Source organism: Bacteroides sp. GM023 (assembly GCF_014750685.1).
GTDB lineage: Bacteria > Bacteroidota > Bacteroidia > Bacteroidales > Bacteroidaceae > Bacteroides.
This window is the reverse complement of the sequence record NZ_JAAXGE010000005.1, coordinates 467,340-486,865: the sequence shown is the minus strand read 5'-3', so window position 1 is coordinate 486,865 and position 19,526 is coordinate 467,340. Positions and strand designations below refer to the sequence as shown.

Here is a 19,526-nt window from a genome sequence, read left to right as displayed (position 1 = left end):
ATGTACTAACTTTACGGCATGAAAAAGAAATTCCAACTCGAAGTTCCCGGAGGAGCCGACAAGATTTTACTTCATACCTGTTGTGCTCCCTGTTCGTCAGCTATCATCGAATGTCTGATGCAACACAATATAACTCCTGTCATTTACTACTGTAATCCCAATATTTATCCACTGGAAGAATACAATATAAGAAAAGATGAATGTACACGCTATGCACAATCATTAGGACTGGAAATTATTGATGCCGATTACAACCACGAAGCCTGGAGATGCCAAATGGCAGGAATGGAGCAGGAACCCGAAAGAGGAGGACGTTGCCTGCGTTGTTTCAAAGTCCGCTTGTTGGAGACAGCCCGTTATGCACACGAGCATGGTTTTTCCGTAATTACTACCACTCTTGCTTCCAGTCGCTGGAAAAGCCTGGAGCAGATAAATGAAGCCGGACAATATGCCATGGTACACTATCCCGATGTCACATACTGGGAACAGAATTGGCGTAAAGGTGGATTAAGCGAACGCCGTATCGCCATCATCAAAGAATATAATTTCTACAACCAGCAATATTGTGGTTGTGAATTCAGCATGAGAAAAGAAGAGTAAAGAGACTTATAAACATCCTCCAGATCTCTCACATTACAAAAATGGAGAAAGCACACTGGCTATCCGTTCATACCCTTTCTCATTAGGATGAAGGCCATCACTAAATAATGACGCATCAATTCGCCCCTCTTTATTAATCAAAGAAGGGGTCAGGTCTATATACACAGCATCAGTTTTAGATACCAAATCCTGCAATTCCGAATCAATTCGGCGGATACGCTCTTCCATGCCTTTTCTAGGTAAAAGACCTATTACATGCAGCTTGGCAGTCGGTTGTTTGTTTCTGATAGTCTTTGTTATCAACATAATGGCATCCAATATCTCCCGGTCAGTATTAAACTGTAAATTATTAGTGCCAATCAACAGAAAAATTGTCTTTGCCTGAAAACCGTCCAACTCACCATGATAAATACGCCAAAGTACATTCTCCGTTTTATCCCAACCAAAGCCCAAATTATGTACTCTCCGTCCTTTGAAAAGTTTCTCCCACGCTTTCTTCCCGGCTTGCCTGCCCGAAAGCGGTTCACCTGCCCAATAATGAGTAATCGAGTTACCAATCATCAAGATTTCTGGAAAATTCCTACTATTCAAATTCAATACTTGTTCATGTCTTGCCGTCCAGTCATATGGGTCTCTCTGTTGCTTACAAGGAATGCAGGCTGAAGAGCTTCCACCTTCTTCATGTAATATTTCCCTTATTTTCCGAATATAACTATCCGCATACTGCTGCATACCTAAATCAGACGGGTGAACTCCTTCAACCATAGCATCCATTGATAAGCTAATATCTTCTTTAGTCAAGTAATAGATATCTGCAACTTTATTCTTTATCAAATCTTCATAAGCTCTGCGCAATGGGGTATTTGCCATCTTATAAGAAGATTTCACTTTTTCTGAGGTAAATTCATTCATATACCCACTATGCTCCACTAATAAAACAGGAGCATTAGTCCGGGCACGAAGCATGTTTACTCCGTCCAAGGTACGATTATAAATCACTGCGCTATCAGTCGCATTAGCCATGTTAGGCATACAATCTATTACATATAATCGGGCATTTATTTCCGACAGCAATTCAAAGATTTCTTTCTCCATCTTTCCGTTACCCGAAAAGCCTAAATTGATAACCGGATGTTTCAGTTCTCTATTGATAATATTTCCCCATGCCATTCCAGGACGCGACGCACAGGCTCCTTGCGCAATAGAGGTACCATAAATGACCAATGGCTTCTCTTGCGAAACGGGAAGAAAGTCTATAGAAGCATTTTCTCTAACTCCTATCTGCATAAAAGATACTGAGTTATAAAGAGGCAGAAACAACTCATACTCATATCCTCTACCTGAACCGTCTTCATAAGTCAAACCGCTATATGTATAGGTTATAGTATCACCAAAACTGTATTTCCCTGCACACCACCTACTTCGTCCATTTCTGTCAGTGGCATATAAGTCAACTCCGGAAACTCCTGTTGCTGGCATATGCGCCATCCCTCGGCTACCTTTTGCTACATATTTTATTTTAATTTCCGAAGAGTTGGAATAAAAAGCAACGGATAAACCCGCACTCTGTTGAGACAAGTCCCAAAGTGGGGTACGCACTTTACTTTGGGCTTTAAGCGGAAGACGGGCATAAGTACCCCGCAATTCACTTTGCCAAGCTCTACCACGAATCACAGGACAGGCTTGTTCCTGAGGATTCTCCCATTTGTATTGAGCCTGCAATGTTCCCCAACTCCCCAAAAAGAGTATCAACAACAGCCAACTTTCTTTTCTTACTCTTATTTCCATTCTGATTTGTATTTTATCAAGTATTATAATCAGGAACAAACTTAGTATATTGATTGCAAATATACAAAAAGTACTAGATTAACGTATTAGATTAATAAAATTATTTAGTATCTAAACTACTACATAATAAACCAATCGCCTCTTTATTTTAAACAGAAAACTTTAAAACTTCATAGAAAATGAGGAAAAGAAAGAAATATAGCTTATTTTTGCTAACTAAATTATAAATATAAAAGTGACATCATATCCATAGAATAGCATGATATGCACTTGACCATTATCGTCAACAAATCAATGAATCGAAGTAAAAAAGGTAAAAGCAGAAAATTATTCAAAAAGAAATCACGCTCTAATTATAAATTAGGATGTATTATCGTCCTCATTGTACTCATTCCTATTCTTTACGGCGTCTATTTGTATTGTCAACAAATTGACAGCACAAAAAAGGAAGAGCCGCAAGCAAACGTATCACTTCAAATTCCATCCGGCAAGGAGTTGGAAATTCCGATATCACTAACTCCGCGACAAGAACAAATAATCCACCATACCGGATACACCGTTTCTTATAATAAAGATTTAAAGCTTCCCAATTGGGTTTCCTATGAGTTAACCCGGAAAGAAACAAAAGGAAAAGAGAAAAGAAACGATCGTTTTATTGCCGATCCGCTGGTAACAGGCTCGATTGCAACTAATGCTGATTATACACGTTCGGGATACGACAAAGGACACATGGCACCGGCTGCGGATATGAAATGGAGCCCGCAGGCAATGAAAGAATCATTCTATTTCAGTAATATGTGCCCACAACACCCGCAATTAAACAGGAGAGGATGGAAAAACCTGGAAGAGAAAATCCGGGATTGGGCTATTGCAGACAGCGCGATTATCATTATATGTGGCCCTATTGTAGCCAAACAGCCAAAAACAATCGGAAAAAATAAGGTTGTAGTACCCCAACAGTTTTTCAAAGTAGTCCTCTCTCCTTTCGTCAAACCCATGCGGGCTATCGGATTCCTGTTCAACAACAAACAAGCCGTAGAGCCGCTTTCCACCTACGTAGTAACCATAGACAGCATCGAACGTCTTACGAACATGGACTTCTTCGCACCTCTACCCGATGAGATAGAGAATAAAATAGAAGCAGAAGCAAATTATTTCCAATGGCCGAATTAATCAAAAACACCGTATAATTTCTTAGAATCATGCAGTAACCTTACCGATTTCTTTCCTATCAATTAATGTAATCCTTTCAGTATATTAATAAAATCTGCCGGGATATTAAGCTATTGCACTTGTGCAACAGGCTTGATACTGTTGTGTAACTCACCAGTTACACTTGTTCTTCCTCATAGTTACTCCACTGCAACTTTACAAATCGTTATATACACATATAAAAGCGAGCAATCACCTCATTGACAATGCATTGCATAAAAAGTGCAATTTTCTCCTTCAAAAAACAGAAATCATTTAGATATTTTTTGTAAACTTATCGAAAATACACCCTATTTACACACATAATAATCTGATTATCAACGATGCAACATTTTTGTTTTTCCGGGTATAATACTTATTATAAGAGCAAAAATGTCACAAAGGAAAGATTCATCTCAGAAAGAAATCACTCCTATCCAAATTCTTGTTATCTTTGACGCTGCAAAAATAACGTCTCATAAGATGAAGAAAAAAAAGAGAAACATTTTATTATCCATTCTGATCGGAGCATTCCTTCTTTGTGCCATTGCCGGAGGAACCGTTTATTATTACCTGTTTGCTCCTCAGTTCCATCCGTCTAAAACCGTATATATTTATGTAGACCGGGATGATACAGCAGACTCCATATATAATAAAATAAAGAAGTCCGGTCATGTCAACAAATTCACCGGATTTTACTGGATGGCTAAATATAAGGATTTCAAACAGAATATTCATACCGGACGTTACGCCATTCGCCCGAATGACAATGTCTATCATGTATATAGCCGCTTTTCGAGAGGTTACCAGGAAGCAGTCAACCTCACAATCGGAAGCGTCCGGACATTAGACCGACTGGCGCGAAGCATCGACAAACAACTTATGATAGACTCCGCCGAAATCGCCGGGCAATTGTTTGACCCTACTTTTCAAAATAAAATGGGATACACGGAGACAACCCTTCCCAGCCTTTTCATCCCGGAGACTTATCAAGTATACTGGGATATAAGCGCAGATGATTTTTTCAAGCGTATACAGAAGGAACACGAACGCTTTTGGAACAAGGAACGCCTCGCCCAAGCCACTGCTATCGGAATGACACCGGAAGAGGTAAGTACACTGGCCTCCATTGTTGAGGAAGAAACCAACAATAATGAAGAAAAGCCAATGGTAGCCGGACTGTATATCAATCGTTTGCATAAAGATATGCCTTTACAGGCAGACCCTACCATAAAATTTGCCCTGCAAGATTTTGGCTTGCGCCGTATCACCAACGAACATCTGAAAGTTAATTCACCCTATAATACCTATATAAATACCGGATTGCCGCCAGGCCCTATCCGTATCCCTTCCAAGAAAGGAATAGACAGCGTATTGAACTATACCAAACACAACTATATCTATATGTGTGCCAAAGAAGATTTTTCAGGAACCCACAATTTTGCATCCAATTATGCCGACCACATGGCAAATGCAAGAAAATACTGGAAAGCACTGAATGAAAGAAAGATTTTCAAGTAAATTTGTGATAAAACGAACTGAAAAGGCTATCTTTGCACGATAGATTAACAGACTGTGAACAACATAAATAAATAACAGAAATATATGAGCAAACAACTCTTACTTGGCGATGAAGCCATTGCACAAGCTGCACTGGATGCCGGACTTTCGGGTGTTTATGCCTATCCCGGTACTCCTTCAACTGAGATTACTGAATATATTCAAATGGCCCCTATAACGACCGAACAGAATATACACAACCGTTGGTCTGCCAACGAAAAAACAGCGATGGAAGCTGCATTGGGTATGTCTTTCGTAGGCAAACGGGCTTTAGTTTGTATGAAGCACGTAGGCATGAACGTAGCCGCCGACTGTTTCGTCAATTCTGCCATCACCGGCGTGAAAGGCGGGTTGATTGTCATAGTAGCAGACGACCCCAGTATGCACTCTTCGCAGAATGAGCAAGACAGCCGTTTCTATGGAGATTTTTCACTGATCCCTATGTACGAACCCAGCAATCAGCAAGAAGCGTATGACATGGTTTACAGTGGTTTCGAATTCTCTGAAAAACTAGGCGAACCTATTTTAATGCGTATGGTAACCCGCCTTGCACACTCCCGTTCCGGAGTAGAGCGTAAAGAGCAAAAGCCACAGAATGACATATCTTTCAGCGAAGATCCACGCCAATTCATCCTGTTGCCGGGAAATGCACGCAAGCGCTATAAAGTATTACTCTCCCGCCAGGACGAGTTTATCAAAGCTTCAGAAGAATCACCTTACAATAAATATACAGATGGTCCTAACAAGAAATTAGGAATCATCGCTTGTGGTATCGGCTACAATTACCTGATGGAAAATTATCCCGAAGGTTGTGAATACCCGGTACTCAAAATCGGACAATATCCATTGCCTAAAAAACAATTGCACCAATTAATCGAATCTTGTGACGAAATCCTCGTTTTGGAAGACGGCCAGCCATTTGTAGAAAAGCAATTGAAAGGTTATTTGGGCATTGGCATCAAAGTAAAAGGACGCCTGGACGGTACTCTTTCACAAGATGGAGAATTAAATCCCGACTCGGTAGCCCGTGCAGTAGGAAAAGAGAATAAATCAGAATTCGGTATTCCTTCCGTAGTGGAAATGCGTCCACCCGCACTTTGCGAAGGATGCGGACACCGCGATATGTATATCACATTGACTGAAGTTCTTAAAGAGGAATATCCCTCTCATAAAGTATTCAGTGACATCGGCTGCTACACGCTGGGAGCTAATGCGCCATTCAATGCCATCAACTCATGTGTAGACATGGGAGCTTCTATTACTATGGCAAAAGGTGCCGCCGACGGTGGTCTTTATCCGGCCGTAGCCGTTATCGGAGACTCTACCTTCACTCATTCGGGAATGACCGGATTACTGGACTGCGTCAATGAAAATGCCAATGTAACCATCGTGATCTCCGACAACGAAACCACTGCCATGACAGGTGGACAGGATTCTGCCGGCACAGGACGTATTGAAGCTATATGCGCAGGTCTGGGAGTAGAGCCCGCTCACATCCGCGTAGTTATTCCATTGAAGAAAAACTACGAAGAGATGAAGCAAATCATACGCGAAGAAATCGAATATCGCGGTGTATCTGTTATTATTCCACGCAGAGAGTGTATCCAAACATTAGCACGCAAAAAAAGAAGTAAGTAAGCCATGAAAAAAGACATTATATTATCAGGAGTAGGTGGACAGGGAATTTTGTCCATCGCAACAGTAATCGGCAAAGCTGCCTTGAAAGAAGGACTTTACATGAAACAGGCAGAAGTGCACGGAATGAGCCAGCGCGGTGGAGACGTCCAGTCCAATCTCCGCATCAGCGACCAACCGATTGCTTCAGACTTGATTCCTTCCGGCAAATGTGATCTTATCATCTCACTGGAACCTATGGAAGGACTGCGTTATCTCCCCTACCTTAGCCCCGAAGGCTGGTTGGTGACCAACGAAACTCCGTTTGTCAACATTCCCAATTATCCGGAAGCAGACAAAGTAATGGCGGAAATCAACAAATTGCCCCATAAGATTGTATTGAACGTAGATAAAGTAGCAAAGGAAGTAGGCTCTGCCCGGGTTGCTAATATCGTCTTACTGGGAGCCACCATCCCATTCCTTGGCATCGATTACGAAAAAATACAAGACAGCATTCGTGAAATCTTCTTGCGCAAAGGAGAAGCAATTGTAGAAATGAATCTTAAAGCATTGGCTGCCGGCAAGGAAATTGCCGAAAAGTTAATGCAATAACAGGCATTACCATGAGTACACAATACTGGGAAGAAGAACTAGAAACCATGAGCCGTGAGAAGTTGCAGGAATTGCAGCTTCAACGGCTTAAAAAAACAATCAATATAGCTGCAAACGCTCCTTACTACAAAGAAGTTTTCAGCAAACATGGCATTACCGCAGATAGTATACAGTCATTGGATGACATCCGCAAAGTGCCTTTTACCACTAAATCCGATATGCGCTCCCGCTACCCTTTCGGACTAGTGGCAGGTGATATGAGCAATGATGGTGTACGTATCCACTCTTCCAGTGGTACTACCGGGAATCCAACCGTAATTGTCCATTCACAACATGACCTCGACTCCTGGGCGAACCTGGTTGCCCGATGCCTGTATGCCGTAGGTATCCGCAAGACCGATGTTTTCCAAAACAGTTCGGGATATGGCATGTTTACCGGCGGATTAGGTTTCCAATATGGCGCCGAACGTCTTGGCTGCCTGACGGTTCCTGCTGCTGCCGGAAACAGTAAGCGACAAATTAAGTTCATCAACGACTTTAAAACGACCGCCTTACACGCCATTCCCAGCTATGCAATCCGACTTGCTGAGGTTTTCCAGGAAGAAGGTCTCGACCCGACAAAAACCACCCTAAAGACGCTGGTTATCGGTGCTGAACCTCATACAGACGAACAACGCCGGAAAATAGAACGCATGTTGGGCGTGAAAGCATACAACAGCTTCGGCATGACTGAAATGAATGGCCCCGGTGTCGCTTTCGAATGTCAGGAACAGAACGGTATGCACTTTTGGGAAGACTGCTATCTGGTAGAAATCATTGACCCCGAAACTGGTGAACCTATGCCCGAAGGAGAAATCGGAGAATTAGTACTCACCACTCTCGACCGTGAAATGATGCCGTTGATCCGATATCGTACCCGCGATTTAACTTGTATCCTCCCCGGAAAATGTCCCTGCGGACGTACACATATTCGCATCGACCGTATCAAAGGGCGTAGTGATGATATGTTTATTATCAAGGGAGTCAACATCTTCCCGATGCAGGTTGAAAAAATCCTGGTACAATTCCCCGAATTAGGCAGCAACTACTTAATCACCCTGGAGACTGTCAACAACCAGGACGAAATGATTGTCGAGGTAGAATTGAGCGACCTCTCCACCGACAACTACATTGAGCTGGAAAAAATCCGCAAGGCTATTACCCGCCAATTGAAAGATGAAATTCTGGTTACACCGAAAGTGAAACTAGTAAAGAAAGGCTCTCTCCCGCAAAGTGAGGGAAAAGCCGTTCGCGTGAAAGACTTACGAAACAACAAGTAAACCATTTAAATTGTCTATGTGCTAATATACCATCCGCAACTTTCATCAAACGGAATGGCATATTAGCACATTATTAATTAATATCATACAGCATGCAATTACTTAAAAAGAGAATTCTGCAAGACGGAAAATGCTACGAAGGAGGTATCCTGAAAGTAGACGGTTTTATCAATCATCAAATGGATCCTGTTCTGATGAAATCAATCGGAGTTGAGTTTGTCCGCCGTTTTGCAGCCACAAACGTAAATAAGATCATGACAATCGAAGCCAGTGGTATCGCCCCTGCTATCATGACGGGCTATTTAATGGACCTGCCTGTCGTATTTGCCAAGAAAAAATCTCCTAAAACCATTCAGAATGCACTGAGTACCACCGTCCATTCATTTACCAAAGACCGTGACTATGAAGTTGTTATCAGTGCCGATTTCCTCACTCCTAATGACAATGTGCTCTTCGTTGATGACTTCCTTGCATACGGAAACGCAGCATTAGGCGTTATCGACCTCATCAAGCAATCCGGAGCTAATTTGGTAGGAATGGGGTTCATAATCGAAAAAGCTTTCCAAAACGGCCGCAAAATATTAGAAGAACAAGGAGTTAGAGTAGAAAGCCTTGCTATTATTGAGGACTTATCTCATTGCTGCATCAAAATCAAAGATCAATAACCGGAATTGGGGTTGAAATATTGCCCCTTCCTTTTTGTTCTTTTTCCATATTGCACCGCTTGTTGAGGACATACATGATAACATGCCAGACAGGAGGTGCAATCTTTTCCCCACACTGGCTTTCCTTCCGAAAGAGTGATATTCTTCACCGGACAAGACTTCTCGCAACGTTTACAACCAATGCAAGCATCCGTAGCATAAAAGTTCTTAGGTGACATTTGGAAACTATTAAATAAAGGATTGATAATCCTTGTCTTGATAAAAGGCATACTCCCTTCATGACAGGAGAACACATACTCTCTCCTACTTATCAAAGTATTTACCCTTTTGAGGCTTGGAATACTCTCTGCCAACTTTTTACGTTCCAGTTCCTTAGTATCCACATCAAACCCCGGAAGCAATACATAATTATTAGGCATAGTCACAGAAAAACCAGCATGACATTCCCACCCTTTAGACTTCAACGCCTTCGTCAACACCTGCTGCGTAAGTCCGGTATCATCTCCACATGAACAGACAAAGAACAAATACTGCCCTTTATATCCTTTCAGAGAAAGCTTTTGAATAAAGCGCAATACAATTTCAGGCGGTGCCCACGAATAGATTGGAAACACAAATCCTATCTTCTCATCTTCCCGCAGACAAAATTCCAACGTCTCATTCCTTAATGCGTCGGGAATGAAAACCAATTCTTCTTTCTGTTCCTTGGATAGCTGCCGGGCGATCCACTTGGAATTACCTGTACCTGAAAAATAAAATATCATAGGAAAGTATATAAGAAAGCCGTACCGACGATGTGATGAAACTCTGATAGAACAAGATTTGAGCGCTCGCCCTCTTTGTAATCCACCGGCTTAAAGCTGTCCCGAAGGATGTGGCCCGCCATTGAAGAACGAAGCTTTCTCGGTGCATCAGATTAATTTGAAGAGTTTCCCGATCCAGTCGATACGGCTAATATTTTTGTATCACAAATGTAATAAGAATCCCTGAGATTAGCAAGAAAAAAAAGGATTTTGTTTGCCTACTAACATTTTTTTTATTCCCTTTCATCTGCCTAACAAAAGGAAAGTGTCAGTTACTAGCTTAGTAACTGACACTTTGTAAATCGTAAACTGTTGAAACTTAAGCAGCTTTTGCTTTTGCAACTACAGCTTTGAAAGCTTCCGGGTGATTCATTGCTAAATCAGCCAAAACCTTACGGTTTATTTCGATACCGGCTTTGTGCAAACCGCCCATCAATTTAGAATAAGACATTCCTTCAAGACGTGCAGCAGCGTTGATACGTTGTATCCAAAGAGCGCGGAAGTTTCTTTTCTTATTTCTACGGTCACGGAACGCGTAAGTCAAACCCTTTTCCCAAGTGTTTTTAGCTACGGTCCATACATTTTTTCTTGCACCAAAGTAACCTCTGGTTAATTTCAAAATTTTCTTTCTTCTTGCTTTTGAAGCAACATGATTTACTGATCTTGGCATAGTTTTACTTTTTTTGAATGTTAGCGCCGCTACTTCACGCAGCGAACTTCAGGCTAAAGCATTCGGTTAATACTTTAAAATACTTTTACGCTTTTGATTACTTCATTGCTAAGAGTTCCTTAACCTGGCTTACATTTGTTGCATCAACAGTTGTAGAGTAGCACAGATTTCTTTTTCTCTTCTTGGATTTCTTAGTCAAAATATGACTGTGAAAAGCGTGCTTTCTTTTGATTTTACCTGTTCCGGTAAGGGTAAACCTTTTTTTAGAACCGGAGTTAGTCTTCATCTTTGGCATCTTACTTGTTTTTAAATTATTAAATATATAATGGCAACGCACTATACCTGCGCGTTACGCACTTTTTCTTATTCTTCGTTTGCTTCCGGCTTTTCTGCTTTCTGGGCAGGAGCAGCAGGTTTCGGAGCCGCCGGCTTTTTAGGAATATCTTTCTTTTTCGGAGAAAGTTGTATAGTCATACGCTTTCCTTCAAGCATTGGCATCTGGTCTACTTTTGCATAGTCCTCAAGATCATTGGCAAAACGAAGCAGCAATACTTCACCTTGTTCCTTGAAAAGGATGGAACGACCTTTAAAGAATACATAAGCCTTCACTTTATCACCGTCTTCCAGGAATCCTTTGGCATGCTTCAACTTAAAGTTGTAGTCATGGTCATCTGTCTGAGGTCCGAAGCGAATCTCTTTCACATTAACCTTCACCTGCTTTGCTTTCTGTTCCTTCTGACGTTTCTTTAACTGATAAAGAAATTTAGAATAATCAATTATACGGCAAACAGGGGGTTGAGCATTCGGAGAAATTTCCACTAAATCCAGTTCTTTCTCTTCGGCCATTTTCAAAGCCTGAAAGATAGGATATACTTTCGGTTCGATATCGTCGCTTACTATGCGAACTTCCTTGGCACGAATCTGTTCATTGATTCTGTATTGCCCTTTTAGAGTGTCATTCTTCATTAAAAACGTTTACTTCCTAGTTTGATCTTTTAATTGTTATACTAAATATTTTATTCTGAAACGGCTGCAAAGTTACCATTTATTTATCATATTCTGAACTTCTTCGTTCAAAATTTTAGTAAATTCTTCAAATTTCATGGTTCCCTTGTCACCTTCGCCTTGTCTGCGAACAGAAACTTCGCCATTTTCAGCCTCTTTCTCACCGACAATCAGCATGTAAGGAATGCGCTTCATTTCATTATCGCGAATCTTACGACCAATCTTCTCGTTACGATCATCTACAATCGCACGGATTTCATGGATCTTCAGATACATCTTCACTTGCTCTGCATATTCATTGAACTTTTCACTGATCGGCAGAATAACCACCTGTTCCGGTGTCAGCCACAATGGGAACTTACCGGCAGTGTGTTCTATCAGTACGGCAACAAAACGTTCCATAGATCCGAACGGAGCACGGTGAATCATTACCGGACGATGCTTCTGATTGTCAGAACCCATATATTCAAGTTCAAAACGTTCCGGCAAGTTATAGTCAACCTGGATAGTACCCAGCTGCCAACGACGACCGATAGCATCTTTCACCATAAAGTCGAGCTTAGGACCATAGAAAGCAGCTTCTCCATACTCAATCTTAGCAGGCAAGCCTTTTTCCGCACAAGCTTCGATAATAGCCTGTTCAGCTTTTTCCCAGTTATCATCGCTACCGATATACTTCTCGCGGTTCACTTTATCACGCAATGATATCTGAGCTTCAAAATTCTGGAAATCCATAGAACGGAACACGATAGATATAATATCCATCACGCGGAGGAATTCATCTTTCACTTGCTCCGGACGGCAGAAGATATGTGCATCATCCTGCGTAAAGCTGCGTACACGAGTTAAACCGTGCAGCTCTCCACTTTGTTCATAACGGCAAACCGTTCCGAATTCAGCGATACGCAAAGGCAGATCCTTATACGAACGCGGGAAATTCTTGTAAATCTCACAGTGATGAGGGCAGTTCATTGGTTTCAAGAAGTACTCTTCACCTTCTTCCGGGGTATGGATAGGCTGGAATGCATCCTTGCCATATTTTGCATAGTGACCGGAAGTCACATACAACAGTTTATTACCAATCGGCGGAGTAATCACTTCCTGATAATCGTAACGGGTCTGAATACGACGCAGAAATTCTTGCAGACGCAGACGCAACGCAGTACCTTTCGGCAACCACATCGGAAGTCCCTTTCCAACTGTTTCAGAGAACATGAACAATTGCATCTCCTTACCAATCTTACGGTGGTCACGCTTCTTCGCCTCTTCCAGCAATACCAGATATTCATCCAGCATTTTCTTTTTCGGGAACGTGATACCATAAATCCGGGTCAGCATCTTGCGATCTTCGTGACCACGCCAGTAAGCACCGGCAACAGTAGTCAGCTTGATAGCCTTGATCGGAGCAGTCGTCATCAAGTGAGGACCACGGCAAAGGTCAGTAAATGCACCCTGTGTATACGTAGTAATGTGTCCGTCTTCCAATTCGGAAATCAATTCACATTTATAAGTTTCCCCACGATCGCCGAACATCTTCAAAGCATCTGTTTTAGCAATGCTCTTTCTGACTACATCTTCTTTCTTTGCAGCTAATTCCAGCATTTTAGCTTCAACAGCAGGCAGGTCACTTTCTTTAATCACAGCTTCTCCCGGATCCACATCATAGTAGAATCCGTTTTCGATAGCCGGACCGATACCAAACTGGATACCCGGATAAAGTTCCTGCAAAGCTTCAGCCAGCAAGTGGGCACTTGTATGCCAAAAGGCATGTTTACCTTCTTCATCATCCCATTTATAAAGCACGAAATTCGCATCTTCATTAATAGGACGTCCCAAATCATAAGTCTCACCATTCACGCCACATGCCAGCACATCCTGTGCCAAACGCGAACTGATACTTTCTGCAATCTGTAAACCGTTCACTCCTTCGTTATACTCACGAACGGAGCCATCGGGAAATGTTATCTTTATCATAATATGATTATGTTATATTTTCACAATTTGAACGCAAAAGTAACTAAATCTTTTGAGTTTTCCATTTTTTATCAAAAAAATGTTATTCCGTCTGATCCGTAAAACGCTTGATTACATTATAAGCGGAAACGATACCCAGCTCACCGGCTTTACTCAAATCAGAAATACCCAGCTTATTATTACCTAAGAAGATATGAGTCAATCCCCTGTTGAAATAAGCATCCGCAAAATCCGGATTCAGTTCGATAGCCTTGTCATAGTCAACCACTGCTGCGCGATAATCTTTCAGCATGGCAGAAACATTCGCACGATTATAATAAGCATAAACAAAATCCGGTGCCAAATTGATTACTTTATCCAAGTCTTTTCTCACCACTTCATAATCTACCGCAGTAATCTCCTTATGCTTGTCACCCAAAGTCTCTGTTTCAGCAGCTTGTTCCGCCTTCTGATATTCCAGTTGCTTACAGCGAATAAGAGCACGCATAAAGTATGCCGGGAAGAAATCCCCATCCAATAGAATCGTTTGCGTCAAATCGGAAACGGCACTTGAGAAATCCTGTACCAGGTAAAAATCAATTGCGCGGGCAAAGCGCTTCGGAGCACTCTTTTCATCCGCTACAATAGCAGATGTATGTGTATCGATCAGAGCGAAGTGGAACTTCACTTGTTCTTCAGTCAACGGAGCTTCCATATTTGTGATACGGAGACGTTTCGGAAGCACACTCGAACGATTCAAATCCTCAACGAATTTGTGGAAGTTCACAGAACGCTTCACATCACTCATTTTCTCATAATAAGTCAATGCGAACATAGGTTCCAGTGTAATATTCACGTTCTTATCCTGCACACGTCCACGATAATCGCTCGTATAGCGTTGATCAGCTTCAGAGTCGTCAGCAATGACTATCTTACGATAGTTATTCATATTTTTATCCGACTTCTTACGAGTCTTTTCACCCTCCTCGTCTTCGCCATCTTTTTCTTTATTCTGATTTTGGGCTACATCTTTATTCGTCACACCGTTCTGCTTGTCTATCTGCGCCTTCATGACTTTAAACTCGTCCTGTTCCGCCCCCTTCTTGTCGCCAATCTTCCGGCGAGCTTCCGAACGCTGATAATATCCGGCAAGGAAGTTAGGATACTGGTCGATTACAGTTGTGTAGTCTTTTATCGCGCCACGATAATCACCCGTCTGTGCACGAAGCAAACCACGGTTAAATATAGCCATCATATTATCCGGCTCCATCTGAATCACAAAGTCGAAATCCTCAATCGCCCGGTTATCATCACCTACCTGCGCACGAAGCAAACCACGGTTATAATGCCCGATAAAATTATTAGGCTCAATATCCAGTGCCAAGTCATAATCGCTCATAGCACCCCGAAGATTTTTCTGGTGGAATCGTGCCAATGCACGGTTAATATAATTTCCGGAATTCTTGGCACTTAAATGAATGGCCCGGTCGAAATCCGACTCAGCTTCCGCATACTTAGACTGCTGCAATTTCACAATCGCTCTTGCAGACCATGCATCCGGGTCATACTTATCCAGCTCTAGCGCTTTATTAAAGTCATTCAAAGCAGCAATCGTATCCTTTTGCTGCAAGGATACTTCGCCCCTCATCAGGTATGCACGAGTATAACGCGGAGCCACTTTCAGCAAACTCTCCAAATCTTCTTTTGCAGAACTATAATCCTTCTTCTGAATATGGGATAATGTCAGATTATGCCACAGAGTAATATTCTCCGGATCATAATGCAGAGCTTTCTGATAATCTTCAATAGCTCCGTCAAATTTACTCTGACGAATCCTTGCCAAACCACGCACCTGATAAGCGCCTACCACAAACGGATTCCGCTTGATAGCAGCATCACAGTCTATTTCAGCACCTTGAAAATCTTCCAGGTTCAGTTTAGCCAGCGCCCTGAAGAAATAAGGTTCATACAAATAAGGCTTCGCATTAATCACCTGGTTAAAATACTGAATAGAAAGTACATAATCCTCGAAATAAAGAGCGTTTCGGGCGATAGTCATCACTCGATCCGTATTTATCTGAGCACATACCAGCGTGGGGAACAGTAATAATACTGTTAATATTCTTTTTATCATCGACATTTTATGCTTGTAAACGAAGCAAAAATAATGCTTTTCGTTTACTTAACAGGGATATAAACGTTTTTTATCTTTATTTCACCTGTTTCATCTTATAAGAACTGCGTGCTTTCCCTTTCAGCATCGTATTCAGCTTTCCTTTAATCATCTGTTTACGAAGCGCAGAGATATGATCAATGAACATCTTACCGTCCAAATGATCGAATTCATGCTGCATGACACGAGCCAGGTAACCTTCTACCACTTCCTCATGTTCCACAAAATTCTCGTCCATATATTTCACGCGGATCTTATCTCCTCTTTTCACTGTTTCATGAATGCCGGGAAGGCTCAAACAACCTTCTTCCATACTCACTTCCTCACCAGCCACTTCCAAGATATGCGGATTGATATAAGCCTTATTAAAATCCTTAAATTCAGGATAATCTTCCGAAAGCGGATCCAATGTGATAGTGACAACACGGATAGGCAGGCCAATCTGCGGAGCAGCCAGTCCTACACCGTCTGCGTGCACCATTGTTTCAAACATGTTTGCAATCAACTCTTTCAAATTCGGATAATCCGGGGTTATGTCCTCTGCCACCTTTCTCAAAACAGGCTGTCCATATACATAAATAGGTAAAATCATATCTTTATATTCTACTAATAAATTAAATTATTCTATTGTCATCTACTAAAAACGTTTACTCTCCAAATATGTTTGCAGAATTATTGTAGCGCTTATCTCGTCTACCAATGCTTTGTTCTGACGATCCTTCTTCTTCAAGCCCGCTTCCAACATTGTGCGATGCGCCAGGACAGACGTAAAACGTTCATCCACATACTCAACCGGAATATCCGGGAAACGTTTCTTCAGCGAACGGACAAAAGGTTCTATATTTTTCATATTCTCCGAGACCTCATTATTCATCTGCTTAGGCAGTCCGATAATAATCCGCTCTACCGGTTCTTTGGCTACATAATCACCGATAAACTTCAGAAGCTCATGCGTAGGCACCGTTGTCAAACCGTTTGCAATCAGCTGCATAGTGTCACTGACAGCTATTCCTGTGCGCTTTCTTCCATAATCTATTGCTACAATTCTGCTCATGGGGCACAAAAATACAAAAAAAGACGCTTCCCGTGAAAGGAAACGTCTCTTTTATTATAATATTTCAAATGTATATTATTCTTCAACAATAGCTACGCGGCTCAACTTAGCGTCATCATAGAACATATTGCTTACACCACCCTTGTAATCAACCTTCAATTGAGAAGCAGGAACACCAAATTCGTTAACCATCAAGTCACGAACAGATTCAGCTCTCTTCTTACTCAACTTCATATTGTACTCAGCAGAACCAGTACCCTTGTCAGCATATCCTGTTACAGTAAATACCTTGTTCGGGTTTTCTTTGATACCTTTAGCCATAGCTTCGATATTCATGTATTCTCTCTTGCTGATGTTGCTCTTACCGATGTTGAATACGACAACAAGACGTGGAACGAATCCAGCTTCTTTCTTAACGATAACTTCCGGTTTCTTGTTACGTGCTTCAACCAAGTCACGTTTCAGAGATTCATTTTCACCCTTCAAAGAGTTAACTCTGTCTCTCAGGTCGTTCAACTGGCTTTCCGGAACCATCGGTACAGTAGGAACTGCATCCCAGCTACGTTTTTTGAACTTATAAGTTACACCTACAGTCACACCGCCCATAGCTTCTTTGCTTTTGCCACCAAATGCATCCTTCATCAATAATCCACGCAATTCTACGTTAAGATCCAAAGCCGGAGACAAACGGAAACGGTTAATCAAACCAGCATTAATACCTAAGTTATTTTCTGTCGGTTTTGACCATGAATGTACCAATCCGGCACCTACATAAGGAATAAATGAATAAACACGTTCTTCGTTATATCCGCAGAACATATTAGAAAGGTTTAACAGAACATCACCATGGAAGTTTGCAACATTCCATTTTTGTTTGTAATATCCGTTAGAGAAAGTACCACCTTTTGCATAAACATCGTTAGCATTAGGAGTAGCACCTTTAGCCTGAAGGCCATTGTAAGCAATACGCAATCCGATACCCGGAGTGAACCACTTACCTACAGCAATATCAAGTGCCGGAGAAATACGATCTCCAAAACCCGCCTTACTGTCGTTATCACCGAAGTACATTTGTGCACCAACGCCACCGCTAATAAACCAATTAGCGCCGAACGTATTTGTCTCTACTCTGTAGCTCTTTGCAGCTTTTTCTTTTTCCTGAGCAGGCAGACATACTGAGACTGCTGCCAATAAAATAAACAATAAACCCTTTTTCATCTCAATTTATTTTAGTAAATAATATATTTCAATTGTCTTTCAGGATGACAATAAACCCGAATGTCCAATCCTGACCAAGAGACAATATTCATCGTCCTTTCCTCTAAAATTAATGCAAATATAGATATTTAATATAACACAAACAAAAAATCACGTAAATTTTCATTCGGACATAGTTTTTTATGGAATGATAAAAGTGTCATATAAGTCCAGAAGCCTTCTGAGGGCATTTATTACAGAAGAATCAAAACAAAAAAAATAACCGATAGTAAATCATACCACCGGTCATTTCTCATATTTGGATTGTACCTTCTATTAATATACCAACTTCACGTTATCAATCCACAATGAATTTCCCGGTGAACCGATATAGGCACCGCCATGACTGGACGTAAACTGAAGACACATATGAGTCGGAATATCCTCCTCATTTCCCCAGGCCACTTCATGGATAGGCACGCTTTCTCCTTTGCTGTTCACCGTATAGCTTTCGGTAGCCTGCAAACGCATCATATGAGCTTTGTATTCCGGTCGCCCTGTAATATCACCATACATGATTTCATAAGAAACGTTATTCTTCCAATCCGTTGAATGATAATAGTAGGTTACCATTGTACCTATACGCTTTGCAAACACATTCCCATCCGCGTCTTCCCAACGCTTCTGCAAAAGCAGGATAGCTGCCGGATAATCTTTACCGGGAACATCTGTTATCTTGCTGAAACCGGTAGCACGGATACGATTCTCCCGGTCAGACATCTTCACTTTGTAATCAAACTGAAGAGCAACCGGTTTTTTGGTAAACGGAATACCTGTCTGCAACATCTTCTGCGGATTCTTAGTACCTTTAATCGGCTCGTGTACTGAACCGGTAAAAATAGAGCCAGCCGCCAATACTGTAATATTAACGAGTCCCAGTACCTTCACGCTTTCCATGCGTGTATCCAATCGTGCGCAGTATCCGTCTCCCCTCTTTTCCGGGAAAACCGAAGTATTTGTCTTCGTAACACCTGCCACCTTTGCCATCACATTCGAAGTAGCCCAAGGCGACCCACCCATATTCTTATAAACCTGATCTCCCTTGATTACAGACGTCGGCCCTATCGCATATACATTCTTTGTATTCCCACCAATAATGCCCGACTCCTTTATCTGACGGTCTACCCACTGGTCCATGTCTCCAAAAGGAACCATTTCCACTCTATGTTGCGCCATCAAAGACAAGGAAGAAAAAAATGCCACGAAACCTGCCATCAACAGGCGATGAACGATTTTCTGAATCATTACTTTCCTTTCTTTTT

Annotated in this window: 18 protein-coding genes; 7 read left to right on the top strand and 11 right to left on the bottom strand. The window is 41.7% G+C overall.

Going from position 1 to position 19,526, the window contains the following annotated elements:
• The first annotated feature begins 18 nt into the window (after positions 1-18).
• Complete coding sequence (locus HC965_RS12915; protein ID WP_191031835.1) at positions 19-600, top strand: epoxyqueuosine reductase QueH; 582 nt, start codon at positions 19-21, stop codon at positions 598-600.
• A 33-nt stretch (positions 601-633) separates the two neighbouring features.
• On the opposite strand, the gene HC965_RS12910 is transcribed toward HC965_RS12915, so the two are convergent.
• A complete protein-coding gene (locus HC965_RS12910; RefSeq protein ID WP_370539980.1) occupies positions 634-2,382 on the bottom strand; it encodes an SGNH/GDSL hydrolase family protein in 1,749 nt (582 codons plus the stop codon).
• 300 nt (positions 2,383-2,682) lie between these two features.
• On the opposite strand from HC965_RS12910, the gene HC965_RS12905 reads away from it, so the two are divergent.
• The 6 genes from HC965_RS12905 (at position 2,683) to xpt (ending at position 9,349) form a co-directional block, all read left to right on the top strand.
• A complete protein-coding gene (locus HC965_RS12905; RefSeq protein WP_191031833.1) occupies positions 2,683-3,561 on the top strand; it encodes a DNA/RNA non-specific endonuclease in 879 nt (292 codons plus the stop codon).
• A 501-nt stretch (positions 3,562-4,062) separates the two neighbouring features.
• Entirely contained in the window at positions 4,063-5,100 is a 1,038-nt protein-coding gene (gene mltG / locus HC965_RS12900) for an endolytic transglycosylase MltG (protein ID WP_191032019.1), read from the top strand.
• 84 nt (positions 5,101-5,184) lie between these two features.
• Positions 5,185-6,777, top strand: a complete 1,593-nt coding sequence (locus tag HC965_RS12895) for a thiamine pyrophosphate-dependent enzyme (RefSeq protein WP_191031832.1) — start codon at positions 5,185-5,187, stop codon at positions 6,775-6,777.
• Positions 6,778-6,780: 3 nt separating this feature from the next.
• Positions 6,781-7,365: an indolepyruvate oxidoreductase subunit beta gene (locus HC965_RS12890; RefSeq protein WP_191031831.1), complete on the top strand. Its 585-nt coding sequence runs from the start codon at positions 6,781-6,783 to the stop codon at positions 7,363-7,365.
• Between the two features lie 11 nt (positions 7,366-7,376).
• Positions 7,377-8,684, top strand: coding sequence for a phenylacetate--CoA ligase (locus tag HC965_RS12885; RefSeq protein ID WP_191031830.1), 1,308 nt, complete (start codon positions 7,377-7,379; stop codon positions 8,682-8,684).
• Positions 8,685-8,776: 92 nt separating this feature from the next.
• Positions 8,777-9,349: a xanthine phosphoribosyltransferase gene (xpt, locus tag HC965_RS12880; protein WP_191031829.1), complete on the top strand. Its 573-nt coding sequence runs from the start codon at positions 8,777-8,779 to the stop codon at positions 9,347-9,349.
• Here xpt and HC965_RS12875 read toward each other — a convergent pair.
• The 10 genes from HC965_RS12875 to HC965_RS12830 all read right to left on the bottom strand — a co-directional run bounded on the left by HC965_RS12875 (position 9,343) and on the right by HC965_RS12830 (position 19,509).
• Entirely contained in the window at positions 9,343-10,113 is a 771-nt protein-coding gene (locus tag HC965_RS12875; RefSeq protein ID WP_191031828.1) for an EFR1 family ferrodoxin, read from the bottom strand. The genes xpt and HC965_RS12875 overlap by 7 nt on opposite strands.
• A 358-nt stretch (positions 10,114-10,471) precedes the next feature.
• Positions 10,472-10,822 (bottom strand): 50S ribosomal protein L20, encoded by a 351-nt coding sequence (rplT, locus tag HC965_RS12870; RefSeq protein ID WP_004297540.1) that lies wholly within the window; start codon positions 10,820-10,822, stop codon positions 10,472-10,474.
• A gap of 97 nt (positions 10,823-10,919) precedes the next feature.
• Complete coding sequence (rpmI, locus tag HC965_RS12865) at positions 10,920-11,117, bottom strand: 50S ribosomal protein L35 (protein ID WP_024988256.1); 198 nt, start codon at positions 11,115-11,117, stop codon at positions 10,920-10,922.
• A gap of 68 nt (positions 11,118-11,185) precedes the next feature.
• Complete coding sequence (gene infC, locus HC965_RS12860; protein ID WP_191031827.1) at positions 11,186-11,788, bottom strand: translation initiation factor IF-3; 603 nt, start codon at positions 11,786-11,788, stop codon at positions 11,186-11,188.
• Between the two features lie 72 nt (positions 11,789-11,860).
• A complete protein-coding gene (thrS, locus tag HC965_RS12855) occupies positions 11,861-13,801 on the bottom strand; it encodes a threonine--tRNA ligase (protein ID WP_191031826.1) in 1,941 nt (646 codons plus the stop codon).
• Between the two features lie 82 nt (positions 13,802-13,883).
• Positions 13,884-15,914 (bottom strand): tetratricopeptide repeat protein, encoded by a 2,031-nt coding sequence (locus HC965_RS12850; RefSeq protein WP_191031825.1) that lies wholly within the window; start codon positions 15,912-15,914, stop codon positions 13,884-13,886.
• A gap of 76 nt (positions 15,915-15,990) precedes the next feature.
• Positions 15,991-16,545 carry a peptide deformylase gene (gene def / locus HC965_RS12845; protein WP_167964314.1) on the bottom strand — a complete coding sequence of 185 codons (555 nt, stop codon included), beginning with the start codon at positions 16,543-16,545 and terminating at the stop codon, positions 15,991-15,993.
• 45 nt (positions 16,546-16,590) lie between these two features.
• Entirely contained in the window at positions 16,591-17,007 is a 417-nt protein-coding gene (ruvX, locus tag HC965_RS12840; protein WP_044654664.1) for a Holliday junction resolvase RuvX, read from the bottom strand.
• Between the two features lie 75 nt (positions 17,008-17,082).
• Positions 17,083-18,225 (bottom strand): OmpA family protein, encoded by a 1,143-nt coding sequence (locus HC965_RS12835; RefSeq protein ID WP_191031824.1) that lies wholly within the window; start codon positions 18,223-18,225, stop codon positions 17,083-17,085.
• 315 nt (positions 18,226-18,540) lie between these two features.
• Positions 18,541-19,509 (bottom strand): PCMD domain-containing protein, encoded by a 969-nt coding sequence (locus HC965_RS12830; RefSeq protein ID WP_191031823.1) that lies wholly within the window; start codon positions 19,507-19,509, stop codon positions 18,541-18,543.
• Positions 19,510-19,526 lie beyond the last annotated feature (17 nt).